Annotated in this window: 18 protein-coding genes; 13 read left to right on the forward strand and 5 right to left on the reverse strand. The window is 70.4% G+C overall.

The window, feature by feature from the left end; genetic code table 11:
• Nucleotides 1-2: 2 nt before the first annotated feature.
• On the reverse strand, nucleotides 3-1,052 hold the full coding sequence (gene tdh, locus BWI15_RS34445; protein ID WP_077019491.1) for an L-threonine 3-dehydrogenase: 1,050 nt from the start codon (nucleotides 1,050-1,052) through the stop codon (nucleotides 3-5).
• A gap of 124 nt (nucleotides 1,053-1,176) precedes the next feature.
• On the opposite strand from tdh, the gene BWI15_RS34450 reads away from it, so the two are divergent.
• Together BWI15_RS34450 and pyrE are read left to right on the forward strand one after the other, a co-directional pair.
• On the forward strand, nucleotides 1,177-1,809 hold the full coding sequence (locus BWI15_RS34450) for a class E sortase (protein ID WP_077018669.1): 633 nt from the start codon (nucleotides 1,177-1,179) through the stop codon (nucleotides 1,807-1,809).
• A gap of 16 nt (nucleotides 1,810-1,825) precedes the next feature.
• Nucleotides 1,826-2,371, forward strand: a complete 546-nt coding sequence (pyrE, locus tag BWI15_RS34455; RefSeq protein ID WP_077018670.1) for an orotate phosphoribosyltransferase — start codon at nucleotides 1,826-1,828, stop codon at nucleotides 2,369-2,371.
• A gap of 31 nt (nucleotides 2,372-2,402) precedes the next feature.
• Here the strand turns inward: pyrE and BWI15_RS34460 are convergent, their stop codons facing one another.
• Nucleotides 2,403-3,236, reverse strand: a complete 834-nt coding sequence (locus BWI15_RS34460; protein ID WP_077018671.1) for an IclR family transcriptional regulator domain-containing protein — start codon at nucleotides 3,234-3,236, stop codon at nucleotides 2,403-2,405.
• An 86-nt stretch (nucleotides 3,237-3,322) separates the two neighbouring features.
• Nucleotides 3,323-4,807: an amidohydrolase family protein gene (locus BWI15_RS34465; RefSeq protein ID WP_077018672.1), complete on the reverse strand. Its 1,485-nt coding sequence runs from the start codon at nucleotides 4,805-4,807 to the stop codon at nucleotides 3,323-3,325.
• 175 nt (nucleotides 4,808-4,982) lie between these two features.
• Here BWI15_RS34465 and BWI15_RS34470 point away from each other — a divergent pair, with 175 nt between their 5' ends.
• From BWI15_RS34470 to BWI15_RS34505, 8 genes are all read left to right on the forward strand, one after another.
• On the forward strand, nucleotides 4,983-6,161 hold the full coding sequence (locus tag BWI15_RS34470; protein WP_077018673.1) for a CaiB/BaiF CoA transferase family protein: 1,179 nt from the start codon (nucleotides 4,983-4,985) through the stop codon (nucleotides 6,159-6,161).
• Nucleotides 6,158-6,952: a citryl-CoA lyase gene (locus BWI15_RS34475; protein ID WP_077018674.1), complete on the forward strand. Its 795-nt coding sequence runs from the start codon at nucleotides 6,158-6,160 to the stop codon at nucleotides 6,950-6,952. Before BWI15_RS34470 ends, BWI15_RS34475 begins: the two co-directional genes overlap by 4 nt.
• Before the next feature lie 18 nt (nucleotides 6,953-6,970).
• Nucleotides 6,971-7,834 (forward strand): extradiol ring-cleavage dioxygenase, encoded by an 864-nt coding sequence (locus tag BWI15_RS34480; RefSeq protein ID WP_077018675.1) that lies wholly within the window; start codon nucleotides 6,971-6,973, stop codon nucleotides 7,832-7,834.
• Nucleotides 7,831-8,190 carry a hypothetical protein gene (locus BWI15_RS34485; RefSeq protein WP_077018676.1) on the forward strand — a complete coding sequence of 120 codons (360 nt, stop codon included), beginning with the start codon at nucleotides 7,831-7,833 and terminating at the stop codon, nucleotides 8,188-8,190. Before BWI15_RS34480 ends, BWI15_RS34485 begins: the two co-directional genes overlap by 4 nt.
• Nucleotides 8,191-8,206: 16 nt before the next feature.
• Entirely contained in the window at nucleotides 8,207-9,187 is a 981-nt protein-coding gene (locus tag BWI15_RS34490; RefSeq protein ID WP_077018677.1) for a quinone oxidoreductase family protein, read from the forward strand.
• A gap of 69 nt (nucleotides 9,188-9,256) precedes the next feature.
• The gene (locus BWI15_RS34495) at nucleotides 9,257-10,030 is read left to right on the forward strand and encodes a LemA family protein (protein WP_077018678.1); all 774 of its coding nucleotides are present in this window, start codon (nucleotides 9,257-9,259) and stop codon (nucleotides 10,028-10,030) included.
• Between the two features lie 220 nt (nucleotides 10,031-10,250).
• The gene (locus tag BWI15_RS34500) at nucleotides 10,251-13,229 is read left to right on the forward strand and encodes an AfsR/SARP family transcriptional regulator (RefSeq protein ID WP_077018679.1); all 2,979 of its coding nucleotides are present in this window, start codon (nucleotides 10,251-10,253) and stop codon (nucleotides 13,227-13,229) included.
• Between the two features lie 118 nt (nucleotides 13,230-13,347).
• Nucleotides 13,348-13,725, forward strand: a complete 378-nt coding sequence (locus tag BWI15_RS34505; RefSeq protein WP_077019492.1) for a hypothetical protein — start codon at nucleotides 13,348-13,350, stop codon at nucleotides 13,723-13,725.
• Between the two features lie 18 nt (nucleotides 13,726-13,743).
• Here BWI15_RS34505 and BWI15_RS34510 read toward each other — a convergent pair whose 3' ends face one another.
• Nucleotides 13,744-14,460, reverse strand: a complete 717-nt coding sequence (locus BWI15_RS34510) for a DedA family protein (RefSeq protein WP_269087200.1) — start codon at nucleotides 14,458-14,460, stop codon at nucleotides 13,744-13,746.
• Between the two features lie 57 nt (nucleotides 14,461-14,517).
• Here BWI15_RS34510 and BWI15_RS34515 point away from each other — a divergent pair, with 57 nt between their 5' ends.
• From BWI15_RS34515 to BWI15_RS34525, 3 genes are all read left to right on the forward strand, one after another.
• Complete coding sequence (locus BWI15_RS34515) at nucleotides 14,518-15,165, forward strand: TrmH family RNA methyltransferase (protein ID WP_077019493.1); 648 nt, start codon at nucleotides 14,518-14,520, stop codon at nucleotides 15,163-15,165.
• Between the two features lie 372 nt (nucleotides 15,166-15,537).
• Nucleotides 15,538-15,804: a hypothetical protein gene (locus tag BWI15_RS34520; RefSeq protein ID WP_077018681.1), complete on the forward strand. Its 267-nt coding sequence runs from the start codon at nucleotides 15,538-15,540 to the stop codon at nucleotides 15,802-15,804.
• Between the two features lie 39 nt (nucleotides 15,805-15,843).
• Nucleotides 15,844-17,046, forward strand: a complete 1,203-nt coding sequence (locus tag BWI15_RS34525; protein ID WP_077018682.1) for an alpha-amylase family protein — start codon at nucleotides 15,844-15,846, stop codon at nucleotides 17,044-17,046.
• Here BWI15_RS34525 and BWI15_RS34530 read toward each other — a convergent pair.
• Entirely contained in the window at nucleotides 17,043-17,378 is a 336-nt protein-coding gene (locus BWI15_RS34530; RefSeq protein WP_077018683.1) for a hypothetical protein, read from the reverse strand. The genes BWI15_RS34525 and BWI15_RS34530 overlap by 4 nt on opposite strands.
• Nucleotides 17,379-17,430: the final 52 nt, after the last annotated feature.

Here is a 17,430-nt window from a genome sequence, read left to right on the forward strand (position 1 = left end):
CATCAGTGCTTCTCCTCGTACGTCGGGGTGGTCCAGTCCATGATGACCTTGCCGCACTGCCCGTGCCGGGCGGTGTCGAAGGCCTGCTCGAAGTCGGCGTAGCCGAACCGGTGGGTGATCACCGGGCCCAGGTCGAGACCACGCTCGAGCATCACCGACATCGAGTACCAGGTCTCGAACATCTCCCGGCCGTAGATGCCCTTGATGGTCAGCATGTTGAGCACGACGGTGCTCCAGTCGATCGCGATCTCGTCGGCCGGCAGCCCGAGCATCGCGATCTTGCCGCCGTGGTTCATGTTGGCCAGCATGTCGCGCAGCGCGACCGGCTGCCCGGACATCTCCATCCCGACGTCGAAACCCTCGCGCATGCCGAGCTCGCGCTGGGCGTCGGCGATGCTCTCCTCGCCGACGTTGACCGCGCGGGTGACGCCGAGCTTGCGGGCCAGTTCGAGCCGGTACTCCGACAGGTCGGTGATCACCACGTTACGCGCCCCGGCGTGCAGGGCGACGGCCGCGGCCATGATGCCGATCGGACCGGCGCCGGTGATCAGCACGTCCTCGCCGACGACCGGGAACGACAGCGCGGTGTGTACGGCGTTGCCGAACGGGTCGAAAATCGCCGCGACGTCCAGGTCGACCGGGTCACGGTGCACCCACACGTTGGTGGCCGGCAGCGCGACGTACTCGGCGAACGCGCCGGGGACGTGGACGCCGAGGCCGCGGGTCTTGATGCACAGGTGCCGGCGGCCGGCCCGGCAGTTGCGGCAGCGGCCGCAGACCAGGTGACCCTCGCCGCTGACCACATCACCGACCGCGACGTCGCGGACGCCGGCGCCGATCTCGACCACCTCGCCGCAGAACTCGTGCCCGGTGACCATCGGGACCGGCACGTTCTTCTGCGCCCAGGCGTCCCAGTTCTGGATGTGCAGGTCGGTGCCGCACAGGCCGGTCCGCAGCACCTTGATCAGGACCTCGTCGGCCTCGACGCTCGGCTCGGGAACGTCCTGGAGCCACAGACCGGGCTCGTTCTTCGCCTTCACCAGCGCCTTCACGCCATCCTCCTCCGCCGGCGCCGTCTGCTCGACGACCGCCGTCCACATCGTCGTCCCCGGCAACCACCGGCGTCCATCGACACGTCGTACACAGGCTTTGCAGTCGATCTGCATACTGGTCGCCATGACGCGCCGCGGGGTGATCAGGACTGCGGGAGTGCTCCTGCTGGTCGCGGGGCTCGGGCTGCTCGGCTGGGTCGGCTGGCAGTACGTCGGCACCGGCATCACCGCGAACCGGACGATGGACCAGCTCGAGCAGGACCTCCGTGACCGCTGGAAGTCGCCCGCCACGGCTGACGCCGAGCCACGCACCGGTACGGCGATCACGCTGCTGCGGGTTCCGAAATTCGGCGCCGACTGGGAGAAACCGGTGGTCGAGGGGGTCGGCAAGGACGAGCTGGCCCGCGGCATCGGGCACTACCCGCAGACCCAGCTGCCGGGACAGCCGGGCAACTTCGCGATCGCCGGGCACCGGGTCACCCACGGGTCGCCGTTCCGCAAGCTGCTGGAGCTGGAGCGCGGCGACCAGGTGATCGTCGAGACCGCGGACGCCGTCTACACCTACGAGCTCGACGGCTCACCGAAGGACCTGACCGTGAAGCCGTCCGACACCTGGGTCCTCGACCCGGTCCCCGGCAAACCCGGCCGGACCGCGACGAAGCCGATCCTGACGCTGACCACCTGCCAGGACCTGTTCCACTCCCCGGACCGCTCGGTCGCCTTCGCCCACTTGGTGAGAACCGACCGCAAGCCCTGACTTAAGCTGAGGCCTCATGAGCGCTGATCGCGATGCCCTGCTGGACCAGGTGAAGAACAAGGCCGTCGTGCACGGGAAGGTGACGCTGGCCTCCGGCAAGGAAGCCGACTACTACGTCGACCTGCGCCGGGTCACCCTGGACGCCGAGGCGGCGCCGCTGATCGGGCCGCAGCTGCTCGAACTGACCGCGGACCTGGAGTACGACGCCGTCGGCGGGCTGACGCTGGGCGCCGATCCGGTCGCGCTGTCGATGCTGCACGCGGCCGCGTCGCAGGGCCGCAAGCTGGACGCGTTCGTGGTCCGTAAGGCCGAGAAGGCGCACGGGCTGCAGCGCCGGATCGAGGGGCCCGAGGTGAAGGGCCGCCGGGTGCTCGCGGTCGAGGACACCTCCACGACCGGCGGTTCGGTGCTCACCGCGGTCGAGGCTTTGCGTGAGGCCGGTGCCGAGGTGGTCGCGGTCGTGGTGATCGTCGACCGCGCCACCGGCGCCAAGGAAAAGGTCGAGGCCGAGGGCCTGGAGTACCGCTGGCTGTTCGGCCTGGACGACCTCGGCCTCAGCTGATGGTGCTGCTCCCGCCGTACGTCTGGCGGGACTACGCCGGCGTGGAGCCGCGCGACTCCTGAGGGCGGTCCAGCTCGACGTGCGGGCGGGACTGCCACAGGGCCCACTCGGCGCTGACGTCGCCGGCGGTGCGAAGCAGGAGCGGCAGGTAGTCCGTCAGGAGCTTCTCGGTCGACGTCTCGGCGGCGTGCACGGTGACGTTCATAGCCGCTTGGACTGTGCCGGTGCCGTCGCGGACCGGAGCAGCAACCGACCGTACGCCGGGCGCCAGCTCCTCGTCGGCCAGCGCCCAGCCGCGCGCGCGGATCTCGGTCAGCTGCTCGCGCAACTGCTCCGCCGACCGGCCGATGTACGCCGGGAGCCCGGCCCGGCTCGGCTGCGCCAGGGATTCCTCCAGCTCGTCGGGGGAGAGCCCGGCGAGCAGCACCTTGCCCTGCGACGTCTGCGCGGCCGGGAACCGGGTGCCGATGTCCACCCGCAGCGCGATGATCTTCGGGACCGACACCCGCGCCACGTAGACGATGTCCGACCCGTCGAGTTGTGCCATCGACGACGATTCGCCGGTCCGGGCGACCAGCGCCTCCAGGTGCGGCCGGGCGATGTCCCAGAGTCCGAGCGCGCCGACGTACGCCATGCCCAGGGTCAGCACCTTCGGGGTGAGCTGGAAGGCGCCGCCGGTCGAGCGGACGAAGCCGAGCTCCTCCAGCGTCAGCAGCAGCCGGCGCGCGGTCGGGCGGGCCAGTCCCGCCGCGGCCGCCACCTCGCTGAGCGACATGCTGCGGTGGTCGGCGTCGAAGCAGGCGAGCACGTCCAGACCGCGAGCCAGCGACTCGACGAAATCGGGACCCGCTCCTCGTCCTGCCATCGGTGCCTGCCTCCGCTCCTGCCGTGGTCCACGGCGCGGACCGGTCGTCGCCGACGAGCCTAAGGCCACCGGCGGGTGGGGTGCCGTCAGGTGGCCGCGCCGCGCTCGCCGAACATGCTGCCGCGGGCCTCCCGCGTCGACTCCGACTTGTACTCGGTGTACTGGTACGGGTTGTCCAGCACTTCCTCGTCGGGCAGGCCGGGGTTCATCCCGGCGAGCCACGCCTCCTCGCCCAGTGACGAGCGCAGGTACTCGACGGTCGCCTCGACGGTGCGCCGTACGGCGGGCAGGTCGGCGCCGACCAGCCGGTGCTCGTGCTTCACGACGCGGCCGTTGACCAGCACGGTGTGGACGTCGCCGCGCTGGGCCTGGAAGGCGACCTGGCCGTACGGGTTGAGCAGCGGGAAGGAGACCGGCGAGGCGTCGTTCTTGATCAGCACGACGTCGGCCTTCTTGCCGGGCTCCAGGCTGCCCAGGTCGTCGCGGCCGAGCGCCCGGGCGCCGCCGCGGGTGGCCCAGTCGACCACCTGCTCGGCCCGCAGGTGCACGTGCGTGACGGTCTCGCCCTTGACGTGGGCTTCGAGGTGCTCGCGGGACCGGTCGGCGCCGAGCGTGGTTCGCATGGCCGAGAAGAGGTCGCCGCTCCACCAGACGCTGGTGTCCATCGACAGCGACACCCCGATGCCGTACCGGCGGACCTGCCAGGTGGGCGGATAGCCCTGACCGGCACTCTGCTCGGACTCCGTCGACACCGAGATCGAGGCGCCGGCCGCGGCGATCCGCTGGTAGGAGTCGGAGGTCAGCGTGGCTGCGTGCACGAGAACGGTCTCCGGCGTCATGAAACCGTTCTCGTGCATCAGCCTGATGCCGTCGTCGTTGGTCGCTCCCCAGACGCCGGCATGAGTCGTCACCGGCAGCCCGAGCTCGCGGGCCACCTCGAAGGCGGCCCGCTCCGGAAACGCCGGGTCGCCGGTCACGTCGAAGGCCAGTTGAACGCCGAACAGGTCGTCGGCCCCGGTCCGGCGGCGCTCCAGGAACGACCGGACCGCGGGATCGGCGGTCCACTCCCAGGGACCCGCCTGAATGTTGCCGTAGGCAAGTACGAACCGGCCGGGCACGGCCTGCAACGCGTCGGCGGCGGCCTCGGCGTGATCGACGGTCTGCAACCCGTGCGACCAGTCGACGGTGGTGGTGACGCCGGCCTCCAGCGACTCCCAGGCCGACAGCAGATTGCCGGCCTGGATGTCCTCGGGCCGGAACACCTTGCCGTGCTCGAGGTAGTACCAGACGAAGTACTGGGTGAGCGTCCAGTCGGCGCCGTAGCCGCGCATCGCGGTCTGCCACATGTGCCGGTGGGTGTCGATCATGCCGGGCATCACGATGCCGCCGCGGGCGTCGATCTCGGTGGTCTGCTCGGGCACGTCGAGCGCGGGGCCGACGGCCGCGATCCGGTCGTCGACCACCAGCACGTCGGCGTCGGTGAGCACGGTGTGCGCGTCGTCCATGGTCAGCACGGTGCCGCCGCGCAGCACGACCGGCCGGCCGGGTGCCGGTGCCTCGGATGTGGTCATCAGTTCTCCCCGGGGACGGCGGACGTTCGTCCGTATGACGGTCAGCTCACTATCGAAGCCGCGCTCCTGCCTGTCAAGAGCCCGGCTCAGAGTCTTGACAGTGCAATCCTGAGGCGCAGAGACTGCGACAGCAGGGATCAACGGACAACTGTCCGCGTCGAGGGGAGTTGACCGTATGACCGAGGCCCGCTCCGGTCCGCTTGCCGGGTTGGTGGTCGCCGACTTCTCCCGGATCCTGGCCGGGCCCTACGCGACCATGCTGCTGGCCGACCTGGGGGCCGAGGTGATCAAGGTCGAGTCGCCAGGCGGGGACGACACCCGGTCGTGGCAGCCGCCGGTCCGGGACGGCATCTCGACGTACTACCTGGCGGTGAACCGCAACAAGCGGTCGATCGCCCTCGACCTCAAGGACTCCGGCGACCTCGCCGTGGCCCAGGCGCTGGCCCGGCGGGCCGACGTCCTGATCGAGAACTTCAAGCCCGGTGGACTGGCCCGCTTCGGGCTCGACTACGCGACAGTTGCCGAGGGCAACCCCGGCGCGGTCTACGCGTCGATCAGCGGATTCGGCAGCGGACCGAAAGGCGCCGCACTGCCCGGGTACGACCTGATCGTGCAGGCGATCTCCGGGTTGATGAGCCTGACCGGCGACCCCGGCGGCGAACCGTTCCGGGCCGGCATCTCGGTCTTCGACGTGATGGCCGGCATGCACGCCACGATCGGTGTCCTGTCGGCGCTCAACGCCCGGCACGCGACCGGCCGCGGCCAGCACGTCGAGGTGAACCTGTTGTCCTCGGCGCTGTCCGGCCTGGTCAACCAGTCCAGCGCGTACGTCGCGGGCGGCGTCGTCCCGTCGCGTATGGGCAACAGCCATCCCAGTCTGTTCCCGTACGAACCGCTGCCCTGTTCCGACGGCGACCTGATCATCACGGCCGGCAACAACGGCCAGTTCCGCAAGCTGGTCGAGGTGCTCGGCGTGCCCGAGCTGGCCGACGACCCGCGGTTCGACCGGAACGAGAAGCGCACCGAGAACCGCGACGTGCTGCGCCCGCTGCTGGTCGAGCGGTTGCAGACCCGGACGAAGGCGGAGTGGTTCCACGCGATCATCGCCGCGGGCGTGCCGTGCGGACCGATCAACACCATCGACGGCGGGATGGCGTTCGCCGAGGAGATCGGGCTCGATCCGGTGGTGGCGGTCGGACCGGAGGGTCACGCCGTACCGAGTGTGCGCAACCCGATCACGTTCTCGGAGACGCCGGCGGACTACCTGTTGCCGCCTCCGGCGCTCGACGAGCACGGGGACGAGATCCGGCAGTGGCTCGCGGCCGAACGGCGTACGGAGGAAGGAACGGTATGAGCGAAGCGCCCAGCTTCCCGACCTCGCTCGGGACGTCCACGGCCGACGAGATCCGCCTGCTCGGGCAGGACCTCACGGCCGACCTGATGGGCAAGGTCGGCTTCGGGGAACTGGCCTTCTGGCTGGTCGCCCTGCGTCGTCCGACGCCTTCGGAGGTCAGGGTCTTCGAGGCCGTGCTGGTCGCGCTGGCCGACCACGGTTTCACGCCGACCGCGATCGCCGCGCGGCTCACCTACCTGTCCGCGCCGGACTCGCTGCAAGGCGCTCTCGCGGCCGGTCTGCTCGGCGGCGGCTCCCGTTTCCTGGGCGTCACCGAGGACTGCGGCGCCTTCCTGCACGACGCGCTCGAAGCAGTCGACGGCGAGTTGCCGGACGACGACGAGGGCTGGGACGCCCTTGCGTTGACCGTGGTTTCGGAGGCGAAGGCAGCCAAGCGGTTCGTGCCCGGGCTGGGCCATCCGGTCCACAAGGTGAGCGACCCGAGGACGCCGGTACTGATCGGCATCGCCGAGGAGGAAGGGCTCCGCGGACCGCATCTGAAGCTGTTCGAGGCGATCGGGCGGGTGCACGAACAGGTCCTCGGCCGCCGGTTGCCGTTGAACGGCGCCGGCGTCTGCGGCGCCGCGCTGGCCGACCTCGGGCTTCCGATCGAGCTGCTGCGTGGCTTCGCCCTGCTGGCCCGCGCCGCCGGTCTGCTCGGGCAGCTCGCCGAGGAGCATCGCCGCCCGATCGGCATGGACGCCTACCTGACCGTCGATCGCAACGCCGTCTACGTCGACCCCACCGCCTGAGACCCCGAGGAGCACGTCATGGCCCAAGTCGTCGCGGTCATCGCGTCCACGCACCACCCGTTCTACTACCGGGCCAGCACGGCCACCGGTGCCGACCGGCCGCCGTTCGCGGACGAGTGGGTGGCCAAGATCGAGGCGTTCCGGGAAACCCTGACCAAGGCCCGTCCGGACGTGCTGGTGATGGTCGGCAGCGACCACTTCCACCAGCTCTGGCTGGACAACATGCCGCAGTTCCTGGTCGGCAAGGCGCCCTTCTTCGACGCGAACTTCTCCAACGAGGAACGCGAGTTCGGCCTGCCCCGAATGACCCTGGCCGGCCAGGAGGACCTGTCCGCGCACATCCTGCGCGACGGCCTGGACGCCGGCTTCGATCTTGCCTTCAGCAACGAACTGCGGATCGATCACAGCATCACCTGCCCGATCATCACGCTGCGTCCCGAGGCCGACCTGCCGATCGTGCCGATCTACACCAACATCTTCGCGCCGCCGCTGCCCCGGCCGCAGCGGTTCGTCCAGCTGGGCCGGACGATCCGGCAGCTGGTCGAGTCCTGGCCGACCGACCAGCGGGTGGCGATCATCGGCACCGGCCATCTCTCGCTCGAGCTCGGCGGACCGCGCCAGTTCGGTGCCCACGGCCCCGATCCGGAGTTCGACCGGAAGGCGGTCGAGTGGATCGCAGCAGGTGACATCGAGGGTGCGCTGTCCGAGGTGACGCTGGACAGCCTGCACCTGCCGGGCAACGCCACGCACGGCTTCATGGACTTCCTGCTGATGATGGGCGCGGCCGGCGACGGCGCGAAGGCCGATCACGTCGACTCCCTCGACCTGTTCCACACGATGGAGGCCTACTTCACCTGGTACCCGAACGGAGCGCCGGCATGAGCAAGTACCTGCTGGACAAGTTCCTCTACACCGTCGACCGCGACCCCGAGCTGGTCGAGCGGTACCGCGAGGACCCGGCCGGAACCGTCACCTGGTGGGAGGCGGAGATGGCCAACAAGCTGCTCAACTGCACGGCGGACGAGCGGACGACCTGGCTGGCCTTCACCGAGGAGGAGCGCTCCGCGCTGCGCACGCACGACCATGTGGCGCTGTTCGGTCTGGGCGCCCACCCGTTCCTCACGCTGACGCTGTTCATCGCGATGTTCGAACGCGACCACGGCCCGCTGGAGTACCAGCTGGCCTACGCCAAAGCGATGGAGCACATCAGCCTGCCCTATCCCGACATCGCCACCTGACCTGCGAGGAGACGTCGTGCGAGCAGCCGTTGTGGGCATCCTGGGCGAACCGCCGTCGCTGGCCGAGCACCCGGACCCGGTCCCGGCCGAGGGATGCAGCCTCGTTCGGGTCGCCGCGGCGCCCGTCGTACCGCTCGATCTGCTGTGCGCCTCCGGTACGTCGTACTTCGGTGCTCCGGCGGTTCCCTACGTGCCGGGTGTGCAGGGCGTCGGCGTGGTCGAACAGTCGGCGGTCATGGCGGCCGGGACCAGGGTCTTCTTCGCGACGTCGGCCGGGATGACGGCCGGCGACGGCAGCTTCGCCGAGCGCTGCGCGGTCCCGGACTCCGACCTCGTCGCGCTGCCGGACGACGTACCGGACACGGTGGTCGCCGCGCTCGGGCTCTCCGCAGTGGCGGCGTGGATGGCGCTGACCTGGCGGGCGCGCATGCAGCCGGGGGAGCGGGTGCTGGTCCTCGGCGCCGGTGGAGCGGTCGGCCAGATCGCCATCGGTGCGGCGCGCGCTCTGGAAGCGAGCCGGGTGACGGCGCTGTGCCGTTCCGACGCGTCCCGTCAGCGTGCGTTGGCTGCCGGCGCGGACGACGCGCTGATGCTCAGCGCGGACGTCGACGAACTGACGACCCGCCTCGCCGAGGCCACCGGCGGTGATGTCGACGTGGTGGTCGATCCGGTCTTCGGTCCGGCGGCCACCGCGGCCTCCCGGCTGCTCGCGCCCGGCGGCCGGCTGGTGAACCTCGGGGGAGCGTCGGGTGACGAGGCAACGTTCTCCTCGTCCGTCCTGCGCAGCCGCTCGGCCAACATCCTGGGCTACACCAACAACTCGCTGACGCCGGAGCAGCGGGCGGAGGCGCTCACCGCGGTCCTGCGGCACGCCGCGGCCGGCCGGATCACCGTCGCGCACGAGACCGTCGGCCTCCCGGACGTCGCGACGGCCTGGTCACGCCAAGCGGCTGGGCAGATCGCCGGCCGCCTCATCCTGACGGTCGAGCACCACTAGCGCTGCGCCCTGGCGGCGGACCCAGCGAGGACTAGAGTCACCGGGTAACCGACACCGGGGAGCAGGGAAATGACCGCAGTCATCATCGTGATCGTGGCGCTCGTCGTGATCCTGGCGATCGCGTTGATCGTCTCGTACAACCGCTTCGTCAAGCAGCGCAACCTGATCCAGGAGTCCTGGCGGCAGATCGACGTCGAGCTGCACCGCCGCTACGACCTGATCCCGAACCTGGTCGAGACCGTGCGCGCGTACGCCGCGCACGAGCGGCACGTGTTCGAGGAGGTCGCCCGGTTGCGCACCCAGGCGGTCGGCGCCGAGGGCGCCACGCCGGAGCAGCGGGCCGCCGCGGAGGGTCAGCTGTCGGGCGCGTTGCGGCAGATGATGATCTCGGTCGAGGCCTACCCGCAGCTGCAGTCGAACCAGAACTTCCTCGGTCTGCAGCGCGAGCTGACCGACACCGAGGACCGGATCGCGGCCGGCCGCCGGTTCTACAACGCCAACGTCGGGGACTACAACACCCGGATCGAGGCGTTCCCGTCGAACCTGATCGCGAGCAGCTTCAAGTTCGAGAAGGCCGGTTACTTCGAGGTCAAGGACGAGAGCGTCCGGTCGGTGCCGCAGGTGTCGTTCGGAACCATCGGCTCGGTCGACGGTGAGCAGGCGCCGCCGCAGATGCCGGCCGGTGGGCACAGCTCGGGCCAGATCCAGCCGCCGCTGCCGGGTGACCAGCAGGGCTACCAGCAGCAGGGCGGCTACCAGCAGCTTCCGCCGCAGAATCAGGGTCAGCCGCCGGCAGGTGCGCCGCGTCCGCAGGACGGTCAGCCGCCGTTCACCGGGGCCTGACCCCGGCCGGACAAATTCAGGCCCGGGGTTGACGGTGATCAGTCCGTCATCCCCGGGCCTGCCCTCCCCCCGGTACCTGCGTCCAGACTGCCCGGCACGCATACATCCGGCGTACATCGGCGCGTACATCGGCGCGTCCACCGCTCGGCACAGGCTTCCCGGACCGTCCCCGGGATGCCACCATGGGGCCGCGTGCGGAATTAGTTGAGAGGGCAGCCAAGTGGACGGTCTGAGGTACGAGATCCTCGGTCCGCTGCGTGTCGCCAACCTGTCCAGCCAGCAGCTCCGGGCCAGCAAACCCCGCCAGCTGCTCGCCACCCTGCTGCTGCACCCGAACAGGTTCGTCTCCACCGACCTGATCGCCGACGCGCTCTGGGAGAACGCCCCGCCGCGGTCCGCGACGGCCAACATCCGTACCTACGTGCGCGCACTGCGCGGTGCCCTGCAGGACGCCGGACTGCCCGCGCCGATCGATACCTCTGCGGCCGGCTACAGCATCGCGGTCGGTGTCGACGAGTTGGACTCCAGCAGGTTCGAGTCGCTGCTGGCCGAGGGGGGTCACCTGCGCGACGCCGGGGACACCCGTCAGGCGATGCAGGTGCTGTCCGGGGCGTACTCGCTGTGGCGCGGCCATCCGCTGGCCGACCTGACCATCTCCTCGGCCTGGGAAGGCTCGATCAGCCGCCTGGAAGCGCAGTACCGCGGCCTGGTCGACACCCTGCTCGACCTGCGGCTGGAGCACGGCGACGCCGCCGGTGCCGCCGTACTGCTCAGTGGGCGGCTCACCGAGGACCCGTACGACGAGCAGCTGTGGCGCAGGCTCGTCGACACGCTGCTGGCGGCCGGTCGTACCAGCGAAGCGCGGGCGGCGTACAGCAAGGCCGTGCGGACCCTCGCGGACGAGCTGGGGGTGGAGCCCGGTCCGGAGCTTGAGGCAGCCGGTGCGCGCGCCCACAACGGCCACACCGCGAACTGGCCCGAGCCGGGTATCCCCACAGTCCGTACGCCGGAGCCGGAGGCCGTCGAGCCACCCGGTCCGATGGCCGCGCCCGCTCTGACCGAGCCGCACAAGCCGCCGAGCCAGCTGCCGCTCGACCTGCCCGACTTCAGCGGCCGGGACGAGTACCTGGAGAAGCTGCGGGACCTGGTCTGCGGGCATGATCCCGTCCGGCCGCCGATCGCGGTGATCTCCGGGGCGCCCGGAACGGGCAAGAGTTCGCTGGCTGTTCGGCTGGGCCATCTGGTCAGGGAATACTTCCCGGACGGGCAGATCTACCTGGACATGCGCGGCGCCACCGACCCCAGGGATCCCGGCGGCGCGCTGACCGATCTGCTGCTCAGCCTGAACGTGCCGGACTTCGCCGTACCGGCTGATCCGGACCGCCGGTCGGCGATGCTGCGGTCGGAGCTGGCCAGCCGCCGGGTGCTGATCATCCTGGACGACGTGGCGTCGGCCCGGCAGGTCGCGCCGCTGATGCCGGGCACCGGGGCGTCAGCGGTCGTCGTGACCAGCCGCAACCGGCTGATCGACCTGGCCGGGGCCGACCCGATCCCACTCGACACCTTCGACGACCGTGAGGCGACCGAGCTGCTGCTGCGCGTCGCCGGCACCGGCCGGATCGACCGAGGCTCTCCGGCGGCGGAGGAGATCCTGCTGGCCTGCGGGAACCTGCCGCTGGCGATCCGGATCGTGGCGAGCCGCCTGGCCCAGCGGCCCGACCTGAGCCCGAGCGAGCTGGCCCGGCGGCTCCGGGACGAGACCCACCGACTGGACGAGCTGAGCATCGGCGAGCTGGCCGTCCGGACCAGCGCAGACCTGAGCTACGGCTCGCTCAGTCCGGAGGAGGCCAGGCTCTACCGGCTGATCGGCCACTTCGCGGTCGGGGAGTTCTCGGCGCGAGTGCTGGAGCCGGTGGCCAGTCCGGCCGTCGTACGGCGCAGTCTGGACCGGCTGATCGAGGTCAACCTGGTGCAGATCAGTTCGATCGACCCGACCGGCAAGGCGCGCTACCGGGTGCACGACCTGCTGCGGCTGCACGCGATCGGTGTCGGCGACGAGAACCAGAAGGCCGATGCGCTGAAGGACCTGGCCACCCTGCTCGACGCCCTGCTGGCCAAGGTACGGCGAGCTGCCGCGGCGCTGCCGTTCGGCTACTTCGGCACCCTCGACTACGAGGGCCCGCTGCGGTCACCGGATCCGCAGCCGTTCACCGACACGGATGCGATCGCCTGGTTCGACAGCGAGCGCAGTAGCTTCGTCCCGGCCATCCGGGCCGCAGCCCAGAACGGTCTGCACGAGCACGCCTGGCGACTGGCCGCCGCCTGGGGCCCGTACCTGGACATGCGCGCCGGTTTCGACGACTGGAACGAGTCGCACCAGCCCGGCCTGCTCAGCGCGATCGCCTGCGGGGACCGGCGCGGCGCGGCGATCCTGCACCGCAACCTCGGCCAGCTCGCGCTCTACAAGGACGACTGGGACGCGGCCTGGCACCACCTGACCAGCGCCGCCGAACTGTTCGCCGAGGTCGGCGATCGGCAGGGCGAGGGAATCGCCGCGGTCGGTGTCGGGACCTGGCTGCGCGAGCGCGGCCGCCCGGACGAGGCGCTGCCGCACTACGAGAAGGCTGTCGAGGCCTTCGTCGAGGTCGGCGACACCAATGGCGAGGCAGTCGCCCGCAGCGCGGTCGCGTCGATCTGGCTGTCCCGCGACGACACGGTGACGGCCGGGCGCTACCTGGCCGAGGCGTTCCTGCTCGGCGTACGCCGGGGCGATCGGCACCGCGAGGCCAAGGTCCGGCGGCGGATCGCGGCGTTGCGGATCCGGCAGGGCCGCTTGGAGCAGGCGGTCCGCCAACTGCAGGCGTCGCTGGCGATCTTCGGCAAGATCGGTGACGACCACTGCGCGGCGTACGCGCGGGCCGAGCTGGGGAAGACGCTGATCGCGGTCGGTGACGACGCGGCCGCCCGGAAGATGCTGCTGGACGCGATCGAGATCGGCCACCGGCTCGGCGACCGCAGCGTCGAGGGCCAGGCGGCGTACGACCTGGGCCGGCTGCACGTGACGACCGGCAACGTCGACTTCGCCCGGCGGTACCTGAGCCGCGCGATCCGGGCCTGGCAGCAGATCGGCAACGACGCGCGGGTGGCCGAGGCCCGGGCGCACCTGACCGAGCTCGGCGCGGATCTCGCCGTCAGCTGAGTCCTTGGCGTTCGGGCAATGTACGGCCGCTGTATCTGCGCCGGTGATGCTGAGATTGCTGGGCGTGAGGCCGGTTTACGGGGGCAGGGAGCCGGGGGAGGGTGCGGTGGAGCACCAGATGGCAGACCGGGTGGGGAACCCGCGGGACACCGAGTCGGCGCTGGACTGGCAGTTGGAGCGCGTCGGCTCGACGGCCTGGCAGGAGTGGACGCTCAAGTTCCAGCGGTTGGCCTTCGGCTACGCCCACGACAGCGGCTGGCACGACTCGGCCGACGCGTTGCAGTGGCTCGACCACCACGCCCTCCTGCACGAGGGGGCGGCGCCACGGGGAGCCCTGGTCTGGTACCAGGCGGTGGACCGGATCCGGGTGGCCTGCTCACTCGGGTCCGGTCAGGTGATCGGTCCGTTGCCGGCCGGCGAGGTGGCCGTGGCCGGGCTGCTCACGCTGAGCACCGACTTCGTCTGGTCGGACCCGTGCTTTCCGTTCGCCCACTGAGCCGCCGGCGAAGCGGCGTCAGTCGTTGAGCTTCTCCATCACCGCGGTGCGCTCGGCTTCGGTGTCGTAGCGCTCGTCGCGGCCCAGACCGTTGTCGTGGGCGCGCTCGCGGCGCTTGGCCAGCACGAACTCGACCACCATCGGGATCACCGAGATGATCACCAGCAGGATCAGCGCCGACTCCAGGTGCGCGTGGATGAAGTCGATCCGGCCGAGCAGGTGGCCGAGCAGGGTGACGCCGGTGCCCCAGAGCACGGCGCCGATGCCGGTCCAGTAGAAGAACTTGCGCGGGTCCATCCGGCCGGCGCCGGCGGTCACCGTGATGAACGTGCGCACGATCGGCACGAACCGGGCCAGCACCAGCGCGCGCGGGCCGTACTTGTCGAAGAACGCGTGCGTCTGGTCGATGTACTTCGGCTTCAGGAACTTGGCGTCCGGGTTCTTGAACAACGTCGTCCCGAGGGCGCGGCCGATGTAATACCCCGACACGTTGCCCAGGAAGGCCGCGGCGGTGAGCACCAGGCAGGCCAGCCAGAGCGGTACGTCGATCGTGCCCAGCGCGATGAACAGACCGACCGCGAACAGCAGCGAGTCACCGGGCAGGATCGGGAACAGCAGTCCACACTCGATGAAGATCACCGCTGCGGTGCCCCACAGAGCCCAGTCCCCCAGCCAGTTCAGCAGAAATTCCGGGTCCATCCAGTTCGGCATCAGCATCGCCATCTGTAAGAGCACCGGGACAGGGTAGCGTCCCGACCTGTGCAACCGGCGAATCGTGACAGTGCCACTGAGATCGGCCGCGACCTGGTCGGCGCCGATCTGGTCGGCCCGGCGGAGGTCGGCGTCGGCCCGTGGCAGGGCGATCCGCCGGACGATCCGCGGCTGGACCCCGAGCTGCTCGCGCACGGCGACCGCCGCAACGTCGTGGACAAGTACCGGTACTGGCGGCTGGAGGCGATCGTCGAGGACCTGGACCGGCAACGGCACCCGTTCCACGTCGCGATCGAGAACTGGCAGCACGACCTGAACATCGGCTCGGTGGTCCGTACGGCGAACGCCTTCCTGGCCCGCGAGGTGCACATCGTCGGCAACCGCAAGTGGAATCGCCGCGGCGCGATGGTGACCGACCGCTACCAGCACGTCCGCCACCACCCCCAGCTCGCCGACCTCGCCGCGTACGCCGAACAGCACAGCCTCCCGGTGATCGGCATCGACAACCTGCCGGGCTCGGTCCCGCTGGAGACCTACGAACTGCCCGAGGCGTGCGTGCTGCTCTTCGGCCAGGAGGGTCCCGGGCTGACCGAGGCCGCGCACGAGATCTGCACCGACGTACTCAACATCGCCCAGTACGGCTCGACGCGTTCGATCAACGCCAGCGCCGCCGCGGCGATCGCCATGCACGCCTGGATCCGCCGGCACACCTTCCACCAGAAGCCGTAGCGGCCCGGCCCGTCAGTGAGCGGGTGCCGACACGCAAACCATGAGGGTGTCCTCGAGGGCCTCGACCACTCCAGGACGGCGTCGTCGCCGATCGCCGAGCTGAACCTGCGAGCCCGCGAGGGCGTGTCAGGCATCCGAACCTCCCGTTGTGTGGTCAGGCGTCGAGCGCGTCGGTCAGACCGTAAAAGCTCACCGCTGGTCGAGGTCAAGCGCACTGCGTCGAGTCCCCGCTGAGAAGTTCCTGTGATGCGGCCGTAACTCCGGCGCACCCCGATCCGTTGGGTGGGTGGAGAAAGTCAGTCCCAACTCGGGAGGGGACGGCGTGCGCTGGTGCATGCCGTACCGGGGTTTGCGACGACCTGGGGGTACGACGTGAGTTCTGGCCTGTACGCGCATCGACCGGACGAACTGGACGGCATCGCGGTGGTTCCGCCTGCCCAGCGGGCGGCGATGCGGGAGACCGCGCAGATCTGGCACGACCTGATGCACGAGCTGGCGACCGTCCGGGCGCTGACCGCGGCGGCGCTCGGCGCTTCCGACGAGTCGGCGCGGGTCGCGATGCTGATGCTGATCGAAGCCGAGGCGAACGAGGCGACCGCGTTGGTGCAGCAGCTGCAGCCTGATCACCATGCCGCCTGAGCAGCGATAGTCCGGCGGCCAACCGGGTACGGTCACGGCATGGAGCGGTGGACCGAGCACGCGATCTGGTGGCACGTGTACCCGCTGGGGTTCACGGGGGCCGAGCCGTCCCTCGACGACCCGGCCGGGGAGCCACGGCACCGGCTCGGCCACCTGGAGAACTGGCTCGACCACGCGATCGAGCTCGGCTGCTCAGGCCTGCTGCTCGGCCCGGTGTTCGCCTCCGAGACGCACGGCTACGACACGATCGACCACTTCCGGATCGATCCGCGGCTGGGCACCGACGAGGACTTCGACCAGCTCGTCGCGGCCGCGCACGCGCGCGGTCTGCGGGTCGCGCTGGACGGCGTGTTCAACCATGTCGCCCGGTCGTTCGCCGGCCCGCACGAGTGGTTCCGGCGTACCGGTGACCAGCTCGCGGTGTTCGAGGGCCACGACCAGTTGGTTGCCCTCGACCACGATCAGCCCGCCGTCCGCCGGTACGTCGTCGACGTGCTCACCCACTGGCTCGCCCGGGGCGTCGACGCCTGGCGGCTGGACGCGGCGTACGCGGTGCCGGCGGAGTTCTGGCACGAGGTGCTGGCCGAGGTTCGGGCGCAGTACCCGCAGGCGTGGTTCTTCGGCGAGCTGATCCACGGCGACTACGCCGGCTACGCGCGGACCAGCAGCCTCGACTCGATCACGCAGTACGAGCTGTGGAAGGCGATCTGGAGTTCGCTGAACGACGGCAACTTCTACGAGCTGGCCTACGCGCTGGAGCGGCACGAGCAGTTGCTCGGCACGTTCGTCCCGCAGACCTTCGTGGGCAACCACGACGTCACCCGGATCGCCAGCAAACTCACCGACGAACGGCATCTGGGGCATGCCGTCGCGATCCTGTTCACCGTCGCCGGCATCCCGAGCGTGTACGCCGGTGACGAGTTCGGCTGGCACGGCGTGAAGGAGGACCGGATCGGCGGCGACGACGCGATCCGCCAGCAGTTCCCCGACAAGCCCGGCGAACCCAACGCGACGTACCGGCTGCACCAGGAACTGATCGGCATTCGCCGGCGCAACCCGTGGCTGGTCCGGGCCCGCACGACCGTCGAGCACCTCACCAACGAGGCCGTCGCGCTCAGGTCAACGGCTGACGGACACAGCCTCGTCCTGCTGCTGAACGTGAACGACGAGCCCTACCACTTCCCGCTCGAGGTGGCCGAGCCCGTCGTCGAAGCCCACAGCTGGAAGGTGCTGACGGACTAGCGCGGACCGAACAGCCGCCACCGTCGTCGCCGGGGCGCCACCGGTGGCAGCGGCGGCCGCGGAGCACGTGCCGGGATGGGGTTGCTCGCGAGGTGAGCTTCCAGGGAGTCGGCGCACGACGGGCACAGCGCCCAGTCGCTGGAATCGGCCATCACCTGCGCGACCCACTGGTCCGCCATGTTGAAGTCGCTCAGCCCGAGTCGCTGCGCCACGGCATTGCCGGACGCGATCGCACCGGTCGGCCGGAATCCGCTGGCCGCGGCGGCCTTGACCGCCTCCGCCGGGTAGCGGGTCCCGACGCACTCGTCGTTGCAGAAGTCGCAGATCGCCATCAGATGCCCTCCGTTCGACCCGACCAACCTACGGGTGCCGCGGAGGGTGCGG

This window comes from Kribbella sp. ALI-6-A (genome assembly GCF_001984195.1).
Classification (GTDB): domain Bacteria; phylum Actinomycetota; class Actinomycetes; order Propionibacteriales; family Kribbellaceae; genus Kribbella.